The following is a 19,213-nucleotide window of genomic DNA, read 5'->3' as shown; positions in this document are numbered from 1 at the left end:
GGGAGACTGGGCTTTCATGGGCGTGACGGAGACCGACGGCGACGCGGCTACCCCGCAGACGACTGCTACCGAGGGGGCGTACAGCCCCGGCGGCATCGCGGGTTACTACGGCGCGGCGAGTCCGTCCGGTGCCGGGCGGGACGCCGCACTCGTCGCGCTGGGCAGGGCACTCGCCCACCGGGGCGCGGCCGAACACCGGGCCGAGCGCGGCCGTATCGGCCTCGTCGTCCGGGGCAGCGCCACCGCGCCCGCCAGCCACACCGACCGGGACGGCACCGTCGTGGTGTCGGCGGGCGTCGACCCGGCCGCGGTTGCCGACCGGTACGCCTCCGGGGGAGTCGAGCTGCTGGCGACGCTACCGACGCCGTGGACCGCCGCACTGCTCGACCCCGCGCGCGAGGCGCTCGTCCTGGTCGCAGCCGGGGCACCGCTCTACTACGCCCCCGCAGCGGCCGGCGTCGACGGGCTGGCGTTCGCGTCCGAGCCGGCGGCGCTCGTCGAGGCCGGTCTGGTCTCGTCCGCACCGGACACCGAGCGGGTCGTGGAGTTCATCCTGACCGGCGGCGGTGAGGACGGCGAGGCGACGTTCTTCGCGGGCATCCGTCGGCTGCCGGCCGGGCAGGCGCTGATCGTCGACTCCACCGGCGCGGTGACGCGGTCGATCGACGCGGTCGTCCCGCCGGTCGACGGCCTGGCCGCGGCCCGGCGTGCGCTCGCGACCGGGCAGCGTCCCGCAGTCCGGCTCGGGCTCGGACTTCCCGGTGCCGCGCTGGCCGCCACCGCGAAGAACACCCCGGACGTTCCCGCCTCGGCGGTGTTCTCGGCGAGCTTCGCGCCGATGGACACCACCGAGGACCTCTACTCCGGTGCCGTCAGCGCTGCTCTCGGCACGACCGTCCACTCCGTCCGGGTGAACGCCGACACGCTGGCCGCCGACCTCCCGGCGTTCCTGCGCGTCCAGGGCGAACCGGTCGCCGACCTCGGCGAGTACGTGCAGTACGCGGTCGCGAAGACGGCCCGCGAGGGTGGCGCCGACTCGCTGCTCGACCCGACCGGTGCCATCGCCGCGTACGGCCTGACGGTCGAGGCGACCGGCAAGAAGCCGCGCCGTGAGGTGGCGCCGACGACGCTGCTGGCGCCGACGCTGGCCCACGCCCGCACCACGACCGGGGCGGACGGCAGCCCGGTCGCGCCGCCCGCGGCCAAGGCTGCCGCCCGGCTGGCCGAGGCGCGGCGCACCGCCGACCGCTCGGCGGCACGGCTCGGGATCCGCATCGACACGCCGTTCGCCAACCCGGTCGCCGACGCGGGGCAGGGTGGGGCGTCGCTCCGGGCCGCGCTGCCCGCGGGTGCTCCCGGCGACGTCCGGACGTCGGCGCCGGTCCGCGACTGGTTGCTGCGGCTGAAGAACCGGATCTACGGCACGTTCCTCGCCGAGTCGTTCGTCAACCGGCCGTGGTTCCACCAGCAGAACGTGCTGGTGGCGTTCGAGGATTTCATCAAGGGACGCAACCACGACGCCGACCTGTTCTGGCGGATCTGGTGCGTGGAGATCTGGGCGCAGGAGTTCCTCGACCCGAAGCCGGAGGAGAAGGAGCCGACCCGGATCAAGGGTCCGCTCGAGCCGAACGCCAACAAGCAGCTCGAGATCACCGTGAGCGGCGAGCGCTGGATCCGGTTCCCGATCCGCACCGAGCTGTTCACGTCCGGCGATGACTACACCCGCCGCATCACCTCCTACGTCAGCGAGTTCGTCGACCACGTGCGCGCCGACGGCTCGTACCTGGCCTCGTTCAACGGCCCCTGGTACCTGCTGGTCAGCGAGAAGATCATCGCGATCTCGCAGGGCCGCTCGTACTTCATCTGGGACATCGAGCCGTCCTGGTGGGCGCGGACGCTAGCCAAGTTCGTCGTCAAGACGCCGTACGGCATCGGGCTCGGCAGCCCGTGGACGATGGAGCTGGCGATCCGCGAGGCCGGGCTGCCGCGGATCCTGTTCGCGGCCGGCATCAGCGCCGCCGGTAAGGCGGTCGGCAAGCGCGGGCTGTTCTACCAGGTGGCCGGGCACTCGGTACGGGCGATCGACGGGCCGACCGAGTACTCGGTCTACCCGGCGAACGTCTCGGCGAAGCTCGCGCCCGCCCACCCTGACCGGGTCGCGACCAAGCTGAAGACGACGATCGCCGCGACGCTCACCGACGCCGGGCTGCCGCAGCTGGCGCAGACGCTGGCCGGTGTGGTCGTGATCGACGCCAACGACATCGGCCGCAACGTGCTCGGGAGCGACGCCGACCGCCCCGAGGAGTTCTTCGAGAACCTGTTCGGAGACAACCCGCTCGGCCAGGGCAGCGAGCAGACGCCGCTCGCCGTCGCGGTTCGCGTCGGCTAGTCCCGAGGCCACCGCGCCGCTGGGCCGGGATGGATGCGGCGTTCTCCGCCTGCCTCGCTTCATCGTTGTGGCGGTTTCCGTGCCAGGACACGGAAACCGCCGCAACGACACTCCGCGCGACGCGGAAAGGGCCACGTCCATCCGGTGGGGAGCGGCGCCACCCCGGGGGCGGGCGGGCTGCGCGAGCCGGGTGCCGCTGCGGCGACGGTAGCGGCGACGGCGGGTATCCGCATCCGTATCCGTGTGCGGCTCACGCGGCGCCGAGCGCGCCGTGGAGGAAGACGTCGACCGTGGTCTCGAGGTCGGCGGCGGGACGGGGCTGGCGGCCGCGCGCGAACAGCAGGCTGAGGAAGATGCCCGCGGCCTGGTCCGGCGGGATCCGGAGCCGGTCGCGTTCGGGCTCGAACAGCTCGGCCAGTGCCTCCGCGGTGGCCTGCTGGCTGTCGTCGCGGGTGCGCGCGCCGGCGGCGGCGTCGGACAGGTCCTCTCTGGTGCGCCGGGCGTCACCGGCCCGCGCGAAGTACGCGGTCGGCGGGGTCTGTGCGGCCGGGTCGGTTCGGTCGGCGGGTTCGGTCTGTGCGGCGGGTTCGGTCTGTGCGGCGGGTGGGGTTTCCGCAGAGGGCTCGGCGGCGGGTGGGGTATCGGCGGGTGGGGGTTGGCGGCGCGCGAGCGGGCGGCCGGTGGCGTGCAGGACTCCGAGCACCGTGCCGATCCGCGTCAAATGGGCGGTCAGGGCGTCGGCGGCCTCGGTGAGCCGGGCCTCCAGCGGCTGGCCGAGCTCGATCGAAGCGAGCTCGGCGAGAACCTGATCGGGCCGGAGTGTCTCGACCACGCAGGCGTCGAGTAGCGCGTTCTTGTCCGGGAAGACTCGGAAGATCGTGCCTTCGGCGATCCCGGCTGCCCGGGCCACCTCGGCGGTGGTGACCGCCGCTCCGCGTTCGGCGACCAGCGGTAGAGCGGCCCGCACGATCGTTTCGCGGCGTTGTGCAGGACTGAGCGCCGACGCTCGTCGGCGAGGGGTTGGTCTTCTACTGGTCGCGCGGGTGTGTAATGCTGTAATCAGTGCAACGTTAGAAAGAGGTGGAAGCGATGCGCGGACAGGGAAGAGGGTTCGGGCGATCCGGCGGCTGGCAGCAGGCTGACCTTCCTCCGGCCGAGGACGCCCCGGCGTGGTTCGCCGGACGGTTGCCCGGCGGATGGTTCGTCGGAGCGCCGGAGGTCGAGGTCGACCGCGACGAGATTCTGGTCGTCGGCGCGGTACCGATCGAGCACGCCCCCGACGCGTCGGACGCCGACAAGGCAGCGCACGAGGCCGGCCTGATCGCCCGGTTCCGGGAGGAGACCCGCGACGCCCGGATCCGGGTCGCCCGCGAGGGTGAGCACCGGTACGGCCGGAAGGTGTCCTGGGGCGCGGTGGCCGGTGGTACGCGCGAGCTGTTCACCACGCACTCCGCCCCGGTCATGACGCGGTTGCGCCAGCCGGAGCGGCAGGTGCTCGACACGCTCGTCGACGCCGGGGTGGCCCGCTCCCGCTCGGATGCGCTGGCGTGGTGCGTGCGGCTCGTCGGGCGCAACGCGGACGAGTGGCTCGATCAGCTGCGCGCGGCGATGAGTGAGGTCGATCGGGTCCGCTCCGCCGGTCCCGATGGCTCCTCCCCGGATGTGTCCGGTCCCGAAGCCACCGCCTGAGGGATAACTCACGCCGCCTACGGAGGCGCGCGGCAGAGCGTCCGAATGCTGAGGTTGACGGCTCGGTAGCGCATGTGGCGCACCGAACGACGAAGGCCGACCCCTGGTAGGGGTCGGCCTTCTGTTCGATATAGACAGAAGCTAAGCGAACACCGCGAAGTAGATCGCGATGTGGTGGCAGATGGCCGCCACGAGCGTGCACGCGTGGAAGAACTCGTGGTGGCCGAACGTCGTCGGCCAGGGGTTCGGCCAGCCGGTCGCGTAGAAGACCGCGCCGACCGAGTAGATGACGCCGCCCACCGCGAGCAGGACCAGCGCCGTTATGCTCGCGTGCCCGATCTCGGGCAGGACGAGAACGGCGATCCAGCCGAGTGCGATGTAGAGCGGCGTGCCGAGCCACTTGGGCGCGGCCGGCCAGGCCATCTTCAACGCCACGCCGAGCGCGGCGCCGAGCCAGACCACGAGCAGGAGCCAGTCGGCTTTCGGTGGTTCGAGCAGAAACAAACAGAAGGGCGTGTAGGTCCCCGCGATGAACACGAAGATCATCGAATGGTCGAGGCGCTTCATCGTGGCGTACCCGCGCGGGCCCCAGATACGCCGGTGGTAGAGCGCGCTGGTCCCGAACAGGCCACACACGGTGAGGCTGTACACCAGGCACCCGTAGAAGTAGTTCCACCCGGGCCGGCTCGCCGCGATGCTGCACAGCACGATTCCGCACACCGCGGCCACGCCGACGGCGTACACGTGCAACCAGCCGCGCATCCGTGGGCGGCCCAGGGGGTCGGCCTTGGAAGTCAGCAGGACCGAGGATCCGTCAGCGGCCTCCGCCGCCACGTCCGCGATCGTCACGCCGCCGGCCGTCAGGTTGTCGGTCGTTGGAGTTTCGGTCGTCACGTCATCGCTACGCACGTTTTCGAGGTTACGCGACCGTAGGTTTGGTTGTCGTGAGCGCACGCTGAGCATGCGTCAAGACTGATGAAACCTAGTCGGCGGAACAGTGAACGGACTGCTCACAGGGCTCGTGAGCGAACGTTCGTACTGAATCGATGCCTATGCAAGTTCTCACAATCTGGACGGCCGATAGCCCGTTCTGTCGGGTCTACGCTGACTGGCACACCCCGCCCGAACCCGCCGTTGCGCGGGGTTCTGGCGTTTCCCCACGGACGGGAAAACCGGTCAGCGTCCGCCCACCCGAGGAGTGATCGATGTCAGCCCCCACCGCGATCCCCGGCTTGGCCGAGGCCCCGACGACCCACGCGGAGCTGCTTGCCTGGGTTCGGGAGACCGCAGAGCTCACCACGCCCGACCGTGTCGTCTGGGTCGATGGTTCCGACGAGGAGTGGGTCCGCCTCACCGACGAGCTGGTCGAGGGCGGCACGCTCGTCCGCCTGAACGCGGAGAAGAAGCCGAACTCGTTCTGGGCCCGGACCGACCCCTCGGACGTCGCTCGAGTCGAGGAGCGGACGTTCATCTGCTCGGTCGACCCGGCCGACGCCGGTCCGACCAACAACTGGATGGACCCGGCCGAGATGAAGGCCATCATGACCGGCCTCTACCGGGGCTGCATGCGCGGCCGGACGATGTACGTCATCCCGTTCTGCATGGGTCCGCTCACCGCGGCCGACCCGATGTTCGGCGTCGAGATCACCGACTCCGCGTACGTCGTCACCAGCATGCGGATCATGACCCGGATGGGGTCCGACGTCCTCGCGAAGATGGGTTCGGACGCGAAGTTCGTCCCGGCGCTGCACTCGATCGGTGCGCCGCTCGAGCCCGGCCAGCAGGACGTCGCCTGGCCGTGCAACCCGGAGAAGTACATCGTCCAGTTCCCCGAGGAGCGGAAGATCTGGAGCTACGGCTCCGGCTACGGCGGTAACTCGCTGCTCGGCAAGAAGTGCTTCTCGCTGCGGATCGCCAGCGTGATGGCGCGCGACGAGGGCTGGCTCGCCGAGCACATGCTCATCCTCAAGCTCACCGACCCGCAGGGCGAGGTCAACTACATCGCCGCGGCGTTCCCGTCGGCCTGCGGCAAGACCAACCTCGCGATGCTCGAGCCGACGATCCCAGGCTGGAAGGTCGAGGTGCTCGGCGACGACATCGCCTGGATGCGCTTCGGCGACGACGGCCGGCTCTACGCGCTCAACCCCGAGTTCGGCTTCTTCGGAGTGGCTCCCGGCACCGGGTGGCACACCAACGCCAACGCGATGCGGACGATCGATATCGGCAACTCGCTCTTCACGAACGTCGCGCTGACCGACGACGGCGACGTGTGGTGGGAGGGCATGACCGAAGAGCCGCCGGCGCACCTGACCGACTGGAAGGGTCGCGACTGGACCCCGGACTCGTCGGAGCCCTCGTCGCACCCGAACTCGCGGTTCTGCACCCCGGCCGGGCAGTGCCCGATCATCGCGCCGGAGTGGGAGGACCCGAACGGCGTCCCGATCTCGGCGATCCTGTTCGGTGGACGCCGGAAGACGACGATCCCGCTGGTCAGCGAGGCGCGCGACTGGAACCACGGCGTCTACCTCGGTGCGACGCTGTCGTCGGAGACCACCGCGGCGGCGGCCGGCGCGGTCGGCGTCGTGCGGCGTGACCCGATGGCGATGCTGCCGTTCATCGGCTACAACGCCGGTGACTACTTCCGGCACTGGATCGAGATCGGCAAGGGCGGCCCGACCGGCGACGCGTCCAAGCTGCCGAAGATCTTCTACGTCAACTGGTTCCGCCGGGACGCCGACGGTGGCTTCCTCTGGCCGGGCTTCGGCGAGAACAGCCGCGTGCTCAAGTGGGTCGTCGAGCGGATCCAGGGCACGGCCGACGCCGTCGACACGCCGATCGGCCACGTGCCCGCGCCGGGTGCGCTGGACGTCTCCGGGCTCGACCTCACCCCGGAGCAGGTCGCGGCCGCGCTGGCGGTGGACGCCGACGAGTGGCGCGCGGAGATCCCGCAGGTCACCGAGTGGTTCGAGAAGTTCGGCGACAAACTGCCCGGCGTTCTCTGGGCCGAGCTCGACGTCCTGAAGACCAAACTCGGCGTGCAGTAAGAGATCTGGTGGCCCGGTCGGTCTCTCGGCCGACCGGGTCCGTCCGCTCACCGATCAGTAGCGCATCGGTAACCGACTTGTCGTTCCGAGTGCGCAGTTCCGAGGCGTACCCTTCCGGGGTGGCTGTTCGGGATGTCATCTACTCCCTCTACGAGCGGCGGCTCGTCCGCAAGCTGACCGGCGCACCGCGTCCCCGGCACGTCGGGGTGATCCTCGACGGTAACCGGCGGTGGGCCCGGGAAGCCGGGTTCGACGACCCCAACGAGGGCCATCACGTCGGCGCGCGGAAGATCGAGAAGGTTCTCGGGTGGTGCACCGACCAGGGCGTCGAGGTCGTGACGCTGTGGCTGCTCTCCACCGACAACCTGACGCGTCCGGAGAGCGAGCTCGCGCCGCTGCTGCGGATCATCGAGGGCGTCGCGACCGATCTCGCCGCCGACGACCAACCGTGGCGGCTGCGGATGGTGGGCGCGCTCGACCTGCTGCCCGCCGAGACGTCCCGAATCCTCAAGGACGCCGCCGAGCGGACCCACGGGAAGACCGGCACCTCGGTGAACATCGCGGTCGGGTACGGCGGGCGCCGGGAGATCGCCGACGCGGTGCGGTCGCTGCTGCACGAGCACGCCGGCCTCGGGACGCCGATCGAGGAACTGGCCGAGGTGCTCGACGTCGATCACATCGCCGAACACCTCTACACCAAGGGGCAGCCGGATCCCGACCTGGTCATCCGGACGTCGGGCGAACAGCGGCTGTCCGGGTTCCTGCTGTGGCAGAGCGCGCACTCGGAGTTCTACTTCTGCGACGCGCACTGGCCGGACTTCCGGCGAACCGACTTCCTCCGTGCGCTCCGCGACTACGCGAAGCGCAACCGGCGCTTCGGAGTCTGAGGGGTCCGTTCACGGTCCGTTCACCGCGCCTCGCCCGGCTGGGCAGGCGCACAAAGCTGCGCGCTCGAACCGGTGAAATCGCACCGGTGTGGATACCGTGAGTTCGCTCTCGTCGTGAACTGTGTCGCCTATTGGTGAGGTGTGCGATGAAGCAGGCCATCCAGAGCCATCGGCCGGACCTGTCGAGTCCGTGGCCGACGCTGCCGAGCGACATGGCGCCGCTGATGCGCCGGGAGATCCCCGATCTGGCCGCCCAGATGGTCCGGGAGATCTCCCGCCAGGTCCCGGAGTACGACCGGCCGGGCGACGCCGACTACCGGCACACGATCCAGCGCGGCGTCGAGCAGGCGCTGCAGGAGTTCGTCGGCCGGGTGAGCCGGCGCGACGGTGACCTGGAGACCGCGGCCGAGGTCCACCGCGCGATCGGCCGGGCCGAACGGCGGGCCGGGCGCAGCCTCGACGCGCTGCACTCCGCGTACCGCGTGGGCGCTCGACTGTCCTGGCGACGCTGGGCGGAGCTGAGCAGCATCGCCGGTGTGCCGCCCGCACAGATCTACCGCATCGCGGACGCCGTCTTCGCTCACATCGACGAGCTGGCCGAGCACGCCACCGAGGGCTACGCCGCCGCCTCGGCGCCCGACGACCGGCGTCGCGGCCGGCTGCTCAAGCTGCTGCTGACGCCCGGCGTCGCGGAGGGCACCCTGGCCGAGGCCGCGCGAGCCGCCCGCTGGCCGGTCCCGGACGAGGTGGTCGCGGTCATCGTGCGCGGCGCCGCGCGGATCGGCACCGACCTGCCCCGCGAGGTGCTCGCGGGCAGCGGCGGCGGACGACCGTTCCTGCTGCTTCCGGCCGACGGCGCGTGGGTGGACCAGGCCCATCGGTGGTTCGCCGCCGGGTGTTTGCTGGTCGCCGGTCCGGTGGTGCCGCTCGGATCGGCCCGTAACTCGCTCCAGCTCGCCCGCCGTTGTCTCGACCTGGTCGAGCGTGGCATCGTCGAGCGTCCCGAGCACGGCGTCCTGCGCGCGGAGCCGCACCTGGCCACCGTCGTGCTGCTCGAGAACGAGGCGTTCGTGCAGATGCTGATCGACCGGCACCTCGGCCCGCTGCGTGAGCTGACGCCACGCCAGCAGCAGCGCATGGTCGAGACGCTGCTCGCGTCGCTCAGTTGCCGGAACGGCGCACCGGCCGTCGCGCAGCTGTTGAACCTGCACCCGCAGACCGTCCGGTACCGCCTCCGCCGCGCAGAAAGCCTGTTCGGCGACCGGTTGCGCGACCCGCTCGTGCGGCTCGAGTTCGAGATGGCGTTGCGGGGTCACCAGTTGCTCAGCAAGCAGGCCGTGCCCGTCTAAGTGCCTGTCCTGTTACGGGATGTTCACATGCTGGTACTGCAAGTCTGGGCGTTAAGGACCCGCAAACCGTTCTGACGGCGTAGCGTTCGTCCCGGTGGGGTTCTTGATCCCCACCCGGGAGGCCCAGGCGTTGAAACCTTCGATCGGTTGTCTTCGTCGCGGGGCCGGCACCCGGCCCCGTGGGGCGGGTACCGGACCCGGCGAGCCAGTGGGCGCACGGGTGCGCGCCCGCGGGACCAGGAGCACCTCATGTCCGATCGTCGTACCCCAAGGACCTCGCTGAGCGACACCGCTCTCCCTGAGGTCGTCGCGCCCGCGGAGGAAGTTCCGTCCGCTTCGGACTCTCCGACACTGAAGCGCACCCGGGAGCGGGCGCCGCGTGCGGAGGGCCACCCATCGAGCGGCGGCAAGGTCTACGTGCTGGACACCTCCGTCCTGCTCTCCGACCCCGGTGCGCTGGGGCGGTTCGCTGAGCACGAGGTAGTCCTTCCGCTCGTCGTCATCACCGAACTGGAGGGCAAGCGTCACCACCCGGAGCTGGGCTGGTTCGCCCGGCAGACGCTCCGCATGCTCGACGACCTGCGGGTGAAGCACGGCCGGCTGGACGTCGCGGTGCCGGTGAACGAGGCGGGCGGCCTCGTGCGCATCGAGCTGAACCACGCGTCGACCGACAACCTGCCTCCCGGCTTCCGCGCCGAGACCAACGACGCCCGGATCCTGGCCGTCGCGTTGAACCTGGCCGCCGAAGGCGCGGACGTCGTCCTGGTGACCAAGGACGTCCCGCTGCGGGTCAAGGCCGGGGCAGTCGGTCTGACCGCCGACGAGTACCGCGCCGAGATGGTGTCGGTGGCCGAGCGGCCCTGGACCGGCATGGTCGACCTCGACATCAGCGACGAGGAGATGGCCCGGCTGTACGGCGAGGAGACGATCGACCTGGCCGAGGCGCAGGGCCTGCCGTGCCACACCGGCCTGGTTCTGCACTCCGGTCGTGGCTCGGCGCTGGCTCGCGTGCGCCCGGACAAGACCGTGCGTCTCGTCCGCGGTGACCGGGACGCGTTCGGTCTGCACGGCCGGTCGGCCGAGCAGCGGGTCGCGCTCGACCTGCTGCTGGACGACGAGGTCGGCATCGTGTCGCTGGGCGGCCGAGCCGGGACCGGTAAGTCGGCGTTGGCGCTGTGCGCGGGCCTGGAGCAGGTCATGGAGCGTCGCGCCCACAAGAAGGTCGTGGTGTTCCGTCCGCTGTACGCGGTGGGTGGCCAGGAGCTGGGCTACCTGCCGGGCAGCGAGGCCGAGAAGATGAGCCCGTGGGGTCAGGCGGTCTTCGACACGCTCGGCGCGCTGGTCAGCGACGCGGTGGTGGAGGAGGTGCTGGGGCGCGGGCTGCTCGAGGTGCTGCCGCTGACCCACATCCGCGGCCGCTCGCTGCACGACGCGTTCGTGATCGTCGACGAGGCGCAGTCGCTGGAGCGCGGCGTCCTGCTGACCGTGCTCTCGCGGGTCGGCGCGAACTCTCGGGTCGTGCTCACCCACGACGTCGCCCAGCGCGACAACCTCCGGGTCGGACGCCACGACGGGGTCGCCGCCGTGGTGGAGACGCTGAAGGGGCATCCGCTGTTCGCGCACGTGACGCTGACGCGCTCCGAGCGCAGCCCGATCGCGGCACTGGTGACCGAGATGCTGGAGGATCTCCCGCACTGAGTTGACAACAAATCGGGGTCTCGGCGTCGGCCGAGGCCCCGATTTGTTGTTCGGCGGCCCCGTGGTGACTGTCACGGCCGTAAGTGACCGACTCGTCGGTAAGGTGACGGTCAGCCCTGACTGGTACCGAGGAGGAAGCGTGAGCGCAGAGCAGCGGGTAGCGATCGTGACAGGCGCAGCACGGGGGATCGGTGCCGCCACCGCGATTCGCCTTGGCCGCGACGGCTTCGCCGTCGGCGTCGTGGACCTCGACGCGGACGCATGCAAGGACACGGTCGACGCCATCACCACCGCCGGCGGTAAGGCCCTCGCGGTCGGTGCCGACGTCAGCGACGCCGACCAGGTCGCCGCGGGCGTGCAGCAGGTCGTCGACGGGCTGGGCGCGCCGACCGTCCTGGTGAACAACGCCGGCATCCTCCGGGACAACCTGCTGTTCAAGATGTCGGACAGCGACTGGGACGCGGTGATGGGCGTCCACCTGCGCGGGGCGTTCCTGATGACCCGCGCCGTGCAGAAGTTCCAGGTGGAACAGAAATGGGGCCGGATCGTCAACCTGTCGAGCACGTCGGCGCTCGGCAACCGCGGCCAGGCCAACTACTCCACCGCGAAGGCCGGTCTGCAGGGCTTCACCAAGACGCTCGCGATCGAGCTCGGTAAGTACGGCGTCACCGCGAACGCGATCGCGCCGGGCTTCATCCAGACCGACATGACCGCGGCCACGGCCGCCCGGGTCGGCGTCCCGTTCGAGGACTTCATCAAGGCGGCGACGTCGATGATCCCGGTCGGGCGTCCCGGCGTGCCCGACGACATCGCCGGCGTGGTGTCGTTCCTGGTCAGCGACGACGCGTCGTTCGTGTCCGGTCAGGTCATCTACGTCGCGGGTGGCCCGAAGGACTGAACGCTTTCCGCCGCGCGGCTCCCTACAGTGTGGGGAGCCGCGCGGCTTTTTTGTGGCCGCCTGGTGAGGCAGGTCACCGTTTGCCGTTCTACGCAGGCCGAAACCGGGCATCAGCGCGGATAGCTGACACCATCCCGCCACGGACTGTTAAGGCAGTAGTAAGAGACGTATAGAGGTGACCACACCCGAGGATCACGGGGCGTCAGGTCGGGTACGTTCGCTCGAAGTGTGCAAGGGGCGACGGACGAGCTCTCGGACAGATGGGGTCCGGGGCGCGACCTGACGCGAGAGGTGCTCATGAATTCAGCGCTGCCGGGTACGGGCGTGCAGCCCACCCAGTCGACAGCGCCAGGACTTTCCCTACTGGCCGGTGCCGCGAGGCTCGGACCTGTCGACCACCGGGACGGTGGTGCGGTCCGGTGCGGTGTGCCGGAGGACCGGGGGACGGACCAGCGCCGATGACCTATCTCCGCGACGAACACGGTTCTGCCGCTGCGGGATGGGGCGCTGCGGAATGGGGCCCGCCGGAGGATTCCTCCGGCGGCGACTTATCCGGCCGGCGTCAGCCGGAAGATCAGGCCCGTGGGGCCCACTCCAGCGACCACGCCGGCTCCGGGCAGTACACCTACCAGCGGCCGGACGACTGGACGCCGCGTTCCCGCCGCCGGTACGCCGACCCCGCCGACGAGCCGACTGCGGAGACGCCGGTCGACTGGTGGGCCACGGCGGCTGAGCGCAGCGCGGCCGACAGCCGTGACGCAGCCGCGGCGCGCAGCTTCTCCTGGCGGGAACAGGACCCCTACCGCCAGGACCCGTACAACCAGGCCGAGCGTTGGGACGCACCGCCGCAGCAGCAGACCTCGTACCAGCGCGGCGAAGGCAGCGCCTGGGACGCGGATGCGCTCCGGGCGGCGGCGGGCGTGCCGTACCGGGAGAACCACCGGCCTGCCGCCGACTACCTCGACGACCGCGCGGCGGACGACACCGCGTCGATCACGCCGGTCGGCCGGGACGCCGACGACACCGCCCAGTTCGCGGCGGCCCGCACCGACGCTCTGCCCCCGGTACCGCACGCCTACGGCATCCCGGGCCAGCGGCGTCCGTTCGAGCCGGACGCGGACGTCGAGACCGAGCTCCGAGCGGCCCCGGGCGGCTGGGCGCCGTCGGACGCCGCGCCGGTCCTCGCACCCACCGCCGACGCCGAGGTGCCGATCGCGCCACCGGCCGAGGCCAAGCGGTCGCTGCCGCGCAAGCACCTCATCCTGCGGATCGCCGCGGTCATGGTGCTGGTCTTCTCGGCGGCGATCGGTGTCGCGGTGACCGTTCTGCGCGACACCGACCCGGACACCGTCCAGGTCAAGGAAGAGCTTCAGGCCGACGCCCCGATCACCGTGGCGACGCCGGGCCCGAACACCAGCGACGAGCAGGACAAGCCGGTCGGCGCGGAGCTGGCGCAGAAGCAGGAGCAGCAGCAGGCGCTGGACGCGGCGAAGTCACGCGCCGCGGACAAGGCGGAGGCGGCTCAGAAGAAGGCCGCCGAGGAAGCCGAGCGGGCCGAGGACGAGCGCGCCTCCCGGAGCGCCGAGCGGAGCAGCGAGAACGACGGCGAGGGCGACGGCGACAGCTCGTCGGGCGGCAATAGCGGCGACCCGGTGCCGACCGCTCCGGTCGACTGCAACTCGTACAGCGGCAACAAGAAGACCGGCTGCGCGTTGCTCTCCGAGTACGGCTTCTCCACCAGCCAGATGAGCTGCCTGGACAAGCTCTGGATGAAGGAGAGCGGCTGGCGGACCACCGCCGAGAACCCGTCGTCCGGGGCGTACGGCATCCCGCAGTCGCTGCCGGGCAGCAAGATGGCCACGGTCGCCAGCGACTGGCGGACCAACCCGGCAACGCAGATCCGCTGGGGCCTGAACTACATCAAGGGCCGGTACGGCACGCCGTGCGGCGCCTGGTCGCACTCCCAGGCCAACGGCTGGTACTGAGTACGGCTCCCCGAAACCCCGCCCCGCTCACGCGAGGCGGGGTTTCGCCGTTGTCAGGGCCGGGTCATCGCCAGGACGTCGAGCGCCGCGTCCAACTCCTTCTCGCTGACCTTGCCGGACTCCACGTGGCCGCGCTCCACGACGACTTCACGGATCGTCTTGCGCTCCTTCAGGGCCTGCTTGGCGATCGCAGCGGCCTCCTCGTAACCGAGGTAGCGGTTGAGCGGCGTGACGATCGACGGCGACGACTCCGCGTACTCACGGCACCGGTCCACGTTGGCCACGATGCCGTCGATGCAGCGGTCCGCGAACAGCCGCGACACGTTCGCGAGCAGGCGCACCGACTCCAGGACGTTCCGCGCCAGCACCGGCAGCATGACGTTGAGCTCGAACGACCCCGAGGCGCCGGCGAACGTCACCGTGGCGTCGTTGCCGATCACCTGCGCGGAGACCTGCGCGACCGCCTCCGGGATCACCGGGTTGACCTTGCCGGGCATGATCGACGACCCCGGCTGGAGATCGGGGAGCGCGATCTCGGCGAGCCCCGCGCGCGGCCCCGACCCCATCCACCGCAGGTCGTTCGCGATCTTCACCAGGCCGACCGCGATCGTCCGCAGCTGACCGGAGATCTCGACCAGGCCGTCGCGCGCCCCCTGCGCCTCGAAGTGGTCGCGCGCCTCGGTGACCGGTAGGCCCGTGCGGTTGGCGAGGTCGGCGATCACCCGGGCCGCGAATCCGGGCGGGGTGTTGATACCGGTGCCGACCGCGGTGCCCCCCAGCGGTAGCTCCGCGAGCCGCGGTAGCGCGGCGCGGACCCGCTCCACACCCAGCTCCACCTGGGTGGCGTAACCGCCGAACTCCTGCCCGAGCGTGACCGGCGTGGCGTCCATCAGGTGGGTGCGGCCGGACTTGACCACCTCGGCGAACTCCACCTGCTTCCGGCGGAGCGACGCGACGAGGTGCTCGAGCGCGGGGATCAGCTCGTCGGACACCGCGCCGGTGGCGGCGAGGTGGATCGACGACGGGAACACGTCGTTCGACGACTGAGACGCGTTGACGTGGTCGTTCGGGTGGACCGGCTTGCCGAGGCGCTCGGTGGCCAGGGTCGCGATCACCTCGTTCGTGTTCATGTTGCTCGACGTGCCGGAGCCGGTCTGGAACACGTCGACCGGGAACTCGGCGTTCCAGCGTCCGGCAGCGACCTCTTCGGCGGCGGCGGCGATCGCCTCGGCCAGGTCAGCGTCGAGCACGCCCAGCTCAGCGTTGACCCGGGCGGCCGACGCCTTGATCCGGCCCAGCGCGGCGATCAGCGCCGGCTCCAGCGGTGTGCCCGAGATCGGGAAGTTCTCCACCGCCCGCTGGGTCTGGGCGCGCCACTTGGCGGCGGCGGGGACCTTGACCTCGCCCATCGTGTCGTGCTCGATCCGGTATTCGCTCTCGCTCATACCTCATACCTACGCCTTCCGAGCCGTTCCCGCCGCAGCGACCCTCTCCGAAGTGCCTCTTGCCACCGCTCGATTCGATCCGAGATACTCATACACACGAGCCACCGAGAAAGAAACCAGGGAGGACCGACCCGATGAGCAGCAACACGTTAGAACAAGGCGCGCGAAAGAAGGCCGGACGCCGTCGTCCGGCCCCGTGCCACGATGAACTCATGCCGACGCCGGAGGAGATTGAGGATGATGGCCAGCCCATCCTCTCCATCCGGATGCCCGTCGGCGGCTTCACCGTTGCGGATCTGCTCGCGATGCCGGAGTACCCCTACCGCATCGAGCTGACCGACGGAGCACTGACGGTGTCCCCCTCTCCCTCTGGCCTGCACCAGCGCCTCGGTACAAAGCTGCTCGCGGTGCTCTGCGAAGCAGAAGCAAACGGCTACGTAGCCAATCACGAGGTCGATGTCGTGCTCAGCAAGGGCACCACCCGCATCCCGGATGTGATGATCGTTCGAGACGTGCTGCTGGAAGGCCCACGCGTCTACACCAAAGATGAGTTGGCTGTGGCGGTCGAGATCGAGTCGCCGGGCAGCACTGCACTGGATCGGAAGCTCAAGCCGCTCGTGTACGCCGAGTACGGCGTTCCGCAGTACTGGCGGATCGAGTTGGAGCCCGAGCTCATCGCAACGATCTACCGTCTCGAGGACGGCGCCTACACCGAGGTCTCGCGGGGGCCGCGGATCGAGGTCACTGAGCCGTTTCCCTTCTCGGTGAATCTCGCTGACCTCATGCGGCGCGGTGTGTCTAGGGGGCGGAGACGCTGAGAGTGAGAGGTGTGCCGAGAAAGCGGGTGATGTCGTCCACCTCGGACTGGATGCCGGCGCGGACGGCGTCCGACAAAGGGGTGAACGGCCTCACTGACAGGGCCGCACCCGACAGGCGCCAGGTGGCAACGGCGGAGCCGTCGACCAGCACCGTGGGGGTCACGAACCCGCCGCCGGTGCGGACGCGGGCGACGAACTCCGCGGGCACGGCCGCGGTCTTGTCGGCGTAGCCCAGCAGGTACGGGTCGAAGTGCCCCACCATCCGCACGCTGCCCGGCTGCGGCTCGGTCACGGGCTCGGGCGGTTCGAGCGAAGCGAACGCTGCCTTGGCGTCGCGGGCGCTCAGGCCCGACCACGCGGCGAAGTCCGCGGGCTCGGCGGGCTGGTGGCCTCGGAGGTAGCGGCGGGCGAGCTCGGCCAGCGCCTCGTCCCGCGACAGCGCGGAGGACGCCTCCAGTAACCGATACGACGCCTTGCCGCGGGCGAGCTCGGGCCCAAGGCTGATCACGCCAAACGACGCCGCGTACCCCAGCAGGTGCGGCGCGGCCTGGCCCTCAGGGCCGAGCGTGACGCCGAGCGACGCCAGCCCGGAGACCACCTCCGCACGGCCGAGCGGTCCGTCCGCGAGCACCGACGGTAACGCCTCCACCGCCCGCTCGCAGAGCGCGTCGTCCAGGCCCAGCTGAGCCCGCCGCCGCGCACCCTTCGCGCGGTTCACCGGGCCCAGCAGCCCGAGCATCCAGCCAGCGTCGGCTTCAGCGACGACGTGGAGCGTCCCGCGCATCAGCCAGGTGCGGACGAAACCCTCACCCTCCAGGTCGACCTCGTCGGCGGTCAGGCCCGTGCTTCGGGCCCGCACGGCCAGGGTGGTCGCCGACAGGTCCTGCGCCTGCAGCGCGCCCAGACGCGCGACGACGGCTGCGGTGTCGGTGGCCCGTTCCGCGCCGAGCAGTTGGGACTCAGCGCGGAGACGGGGGAGGCTCGGCACGGCGCCTAGGGCCGGGTGCCGATGGTGAGCACCGGCTTCGTCGTGTCGGCGAAGAAGTCCTCGCCCTTGTCGTCCACCACGATGAACGCGGGGAAGTCGCGCACCTCGATCTTCCAGACCGCTTCCATGCCCAGCTCCTGGTACTCCAGCACCTCGACGTGGGTGATGCAGTCCTGGGCGAGCCGCGCGGCAGGCCCACCGATCGAACCGAGGTAGAACCCGCCGTGCGCGTGGCACGCGTCGGTGACCTGCTTCGACCGGTTGCCCTTGGCGAGCATGACCAGCGACCCGCCTGCCGCCTGGAACTTCTCGACGTAGGAGTCCATCCGGCCCGCGGTGGTCGGCCCGAACGATCCGGACGCGTAGCCGTCGGGCGTCTTCGCCGGGCCGGCGTAGTAGACCGCGTGGTCCCGCAGGTACTGGGGCATCGGCTCGCCGGCGTCGAGGCGCTCGGCGATCTTGGCGTGGGCGATGTCGCGGGCGACGACCAGCGGACCGGTGAGCGAGAGCCGGGTCTTCACCGGGTACCGGGACAGCTCGGCGCGGATCTCGGACATCGGTCGGTTGAGGTCGATCTGCACGACCTCGGAGTCCAGGTCGTCGTGGGTGGTCTCCGGCAGGTACTGCGCCGGGTCGGTCTCCAGCTGCTCCAGGAACACGCCCTCGGCGGTGATCTTGCCCAGTGCCTGCCGGTCGGCCGAGCAGGAGACCGCGATCGCGACCGGGCAGGACGCGCCGTGCCGGGGGAGACGCACGACGCGGACGTCGTGGCAGAAGTACTTGCCACCGAACTGGGCGCCGATCCCGAACTTCCGGGTCAGCTCCAGCACCTGCCACTCCAGCTCGAGGTCCCGGAAGCCATGGGCGGCGAGGGACCCCGACGTGGGCAGCGAGTCCAGGTACTTCGCGCTCGCGTACTTCGCGGTCTTCAGCGCGTACTCGGCGCTGGTGCCGCCGACGACGATCGCCAGGTGGTACGGCGGGCAGGCGGCGGTACCCAGCGAGCGGAGCTTCTCCTCCAGGAACCGCATCATCCGCGTCGGGTTCAGGACGGCCTTGGTCTCCTGGTACAGGAAGCTCTTGTTCGCCGAGCCGCCGCCCTTGGCCATGAACAGGAACTTGTACTCGCCCGGCTTACCGTCGGCGTACAGCTCGATCTGCGCCGGGAGGTTCGACCCGGTGTTCTTCTCGTCCCACATCGTCAGCGGCGCGAGCTGCGAGTACCGCAGGTTCAGCTCGGTGTAGGCGTCGTAGACGCCGCGGCTGATCGCCTCGCCGTCGATCTGGCCGCCGCCGGTGAGGACGCGCTCGCCCTTCTTGCCCATGACGATCGCGGTGCCGGTGTCCTGGCACATCGGCAGCACGCCGCCGGCCGAGATGTTCGCGTTCTTCAGCAGGTCGAGCGCGACAAAACGGTCGTTACCGGAGGCCTCGGGGTCGTCCAGGATGTTGCGCAGCTGCTGGAGGTGAGCCGGGCGCAGCAGGTGGGCGATGTCCCGCATCGCGGCCTTGGTCAGCGTCGTCAGCGCTTCCGGGGCCACCTTCAGAAACGTCTCGCCCGCTACCTCGATCGGCTCGACCCCCTCCCGGGTGAGCAGCCGGTACGTGGTTTCGTCCGGGCCGAGCGGGAGCAGATCCGAGTAGCGGAAGTCAGGCATCGGGAACCTCGCGGCGTTGGGGAGTTGCGCAAAGATTAATTTCCCCGGACCCGGCGCCGGGAGCGCCTCACGGGTGAGAAGTGCCACCCGTCCGCGGAAAACCACTCGCGGCGCGTCCACCCCGCCCGCACACTGAGCTTCCCACGACGACCTGACGAGGAGCAGCGCGATGCGATGGCCTACCGGCAGACGGGGCACGACCGCCCCCGCCGTGGGCTGTCCCGCGCGCCCCGGCAGGTACCAACAGCAGGCCTGAGCGCCGCGCCCGGCGGTGGTCCGGGAGTTTCGCGAGGCGGCGGTGGTGCGCCGCGAAGCCGCTGCCTGCGGCGGTGCGCCGCAGATCGTCGGCATAAGTCTTGAAACGC

At 70.6% G+C, this 19,213-nt stretch carries 13 protein-coding genes and 1 pseudogene; 9 read left to right on the top strand and 5 right to left on the bottom strand.

Annotated elements, in window-relative coordinates:
- The first annotated feature begins 16 nt into the window (after positions 1 to 16).
- Positions 17 to 2,389 carry an asparagine synthase-related protein gene (locus tag BUB75_RS18845; RefSeq protein ID WP_073258856.1) on the top strand — a complete coding sequence of 791 codons (2,373 nt, stop codon included), beginning with the start codon at positions 17 to 19 and terminating at the stop codon, positions 2,387 to 2,389.
- Between the two features lie 250 nt (positions 2,390 to 2,639).
- Here the strand turns inward: BUB75_RS18845 and BUB75_RS18840 are convergent, their stop codons facing one another.
- Positions 2,640 to 3,356 (bottom strand): TetR/AcrR family transcriptional regulator, encoded by a 717-nt coding sequence (locus BUB75_RS18840; protein ID WP_218617618.1) that lies wholly within the window; start codon positions 3,354 to 3,356, stop codon positions 2,640 to 2,642.
- A 122-nt stretch (positions 3,357 to 3,478) separates the two neighbouring features.
- Here BUB75_RS18840 and BUB75_RS18835 point away from each other — a divergent pair, with 122 nt between their 5' ends.
- Positions 3,479 to 4,078: a hypothetical protein gene (locus BUB75_RS18835; protein ID WP_073259176.1), complete on the top strand. Its 600-nt coding sequence runs from the start codon at positions 3,479 to 3,481 to the stop codon at positions 4,076 to 4,078.
- A 141-nt stretch (positions 4,079 to 4,219) separates the two neighbouring features.
- Here BUB75_RS18835 and trhA read toward each other — a convergent pair whose 3' ends face one another.
- Positions 4,220 to 4,840 carry a PAQR family membrane homeostasis protein TrhA gene (gene trhA, locus BUB75_RS18830; RefSeq protein WP_073259175.1) on the bottom strand — a complete coding sequence of 207 codons (621 nt, stop codon included), beginning with the start codon at positions 4,838 to 4,840 and terminating at the stop codon, positions 4,220 to 4,222.
- Between the two features lie 443 nt (positions 4,841 to 5,283).
- Here trhA and BUB75_RS18825 point away from each other — a divergent pair, with 443 nt between their 5' ends.
- The 6 genes and pseudogenes from BUB75_RS18825 to BUB75_RS48860 form a co-directional block, all read left to right on the top strand.
- A complete protein-coding gene (locus BUB75_RS18825; RefSeq protein WP_073258854.1) occupies positions 5,284 to 7,122 on the top strand; it encodes a phosphoenolpyruvate carboxykinase (GTP) in 1,839 nt (612 codons plus the stop codon).
- Positions 7,123 to 7,241: 119 nt separating this feature from the next.
- Positions 7,242 to 8,009 (top strand): isoprenyl transferase, encoded by a 768-nt coding sequence (locus BUB75_RS18820; protein ID WP_073258853.1) that lies wholly within the window; start codon positions 7,242 to 7,244, stop codon positions 8,007 to 8,009.
- Positions 8,010 to 8,155: 146 nt separating this feature from the next.
- On the top strand, positions 8,156 to 9,358 hold the full coding sequence (locus BUB75_RS18815) for a PucR family transcriptional regulator (protein ID WP_073258852.1): 1,203 nt from the start codon (positions 8,156 to 8,158) through the stop codon (positions 9,356 to 9,358).
- Between the two features lie 249 nt (positions 9,359 to 9,607).
- Positions 9,608 to 11,056 (top strand): RNA 5'-3' helicase PhoH2, encoded by a 1,449-nt coding sequence (gene phoH2 / locus BUB75_RS18810; protein ID WP_073258851.1) that lies wholly within the window; start codon positions 9,608 to 9,610, stop codon positions 11,054 to 11,056.
- A gap of 139 nt (positions 11,057 to 11,195) precedes the next feature.
- The gene (locus BUB75_RS18805) at positions 11,196 to 11,954 is read left to right on the top strand and encodes an SDR family oxidoreductase (protein ID WP_073258850.1); all 759 of its coding nucleotides are present in this window, start codon (positions 11,196 to 11,198) and stop codon (positions 11,952 to 11,954) included.
- Positions 11,955 to 13,642: 1,688 nt separating this feature from the next.
- A pseudogene (locus tag BUB75_RS48860) lies at positions 13,643 to 13,939 on the top strand (aggregation-promoting factor C-terminal-like domain-containing protein); the annotation flags it as partial.
- A gap of 53 nt (positions 13,940 to 13,992) precedes the next feature.
- On the opposite strand, the gene BUB75_RS18795 reads toward BUB75_RS48860, so the two are convergent.
- Positions 13,993 to 15,384: a class II fumarate hydratase gene (locus BUB75_RS18795; RefSeq protein ID WP_073258849.1), complete on the bottom strand. Its 1,392-nt coding sequence runs from the start codon at positions 15,382 to 15,384 to the stop codon at positions 13,993 to 13,995.
- A 134-nt stretch (positions 15,385 to 15,518) separates the two neighbouring features.
- Between BUB75_RS18795 and BUB75_RS18790 the strand changes: the two genes are divergently transcribed.
- On the top strand, positions 15,519 to 16,202 hold the full coding sequence (locus tag BUB75_RS18790; protein WP_084741470.1) for a Uma2 family endonuclease: 684 nt from the start codon (positions 15,519 to 15,521) through the stop codon (positions 16,200 to 16,202).
- Here the strand turns inward: BUB75_RS18790 and BUB75_RS18785 are convergent.
- Positions 16,183 to 17,190, bottom strand: a complete 1,008-nt coding sequence (locus tag BUB75_RS18785) for a winged helix DNA-binding domain-containing protein (protein ID WP_073258848.1) — start codon at positions 17,188 to 17,190, stop codon at positions 16,183 to 16,185. The genes BUB75_RS18790 and BUB75_RS18785 overlap by 20 nt on opposite strands.
- Before the next feature lie 5 nt (positions 17,191 to 17,195).
- Entirely contained in the window at positions 17,196 to 18,848 is a 1,653-nt protein-coding gene (locus BUB75_RS18780) for a fumarate hydratase (protein WP_073258847.1), read from the bottom strand.
- Between the last annotated feature and the right edge of the window lie 365 nt (positions 18,849 to 19,213).

Source organism: Cryptosporangium aurantiacum, assembly GCF_900143005.1.
In the GTDB taxonomy this organism is placed as follows: domain Bacteria; phylum Actinomycetota; class Actinomycetes; order Mycobacteriales; family Cryptosporangiaceae; genus Cryptosporangium; species Cryptosporangium aurantiacum.
Note: the sequence above shows the minus strand (reverse complement) of the source record. Positions and strands in the feature narration are given on the sequence as shown.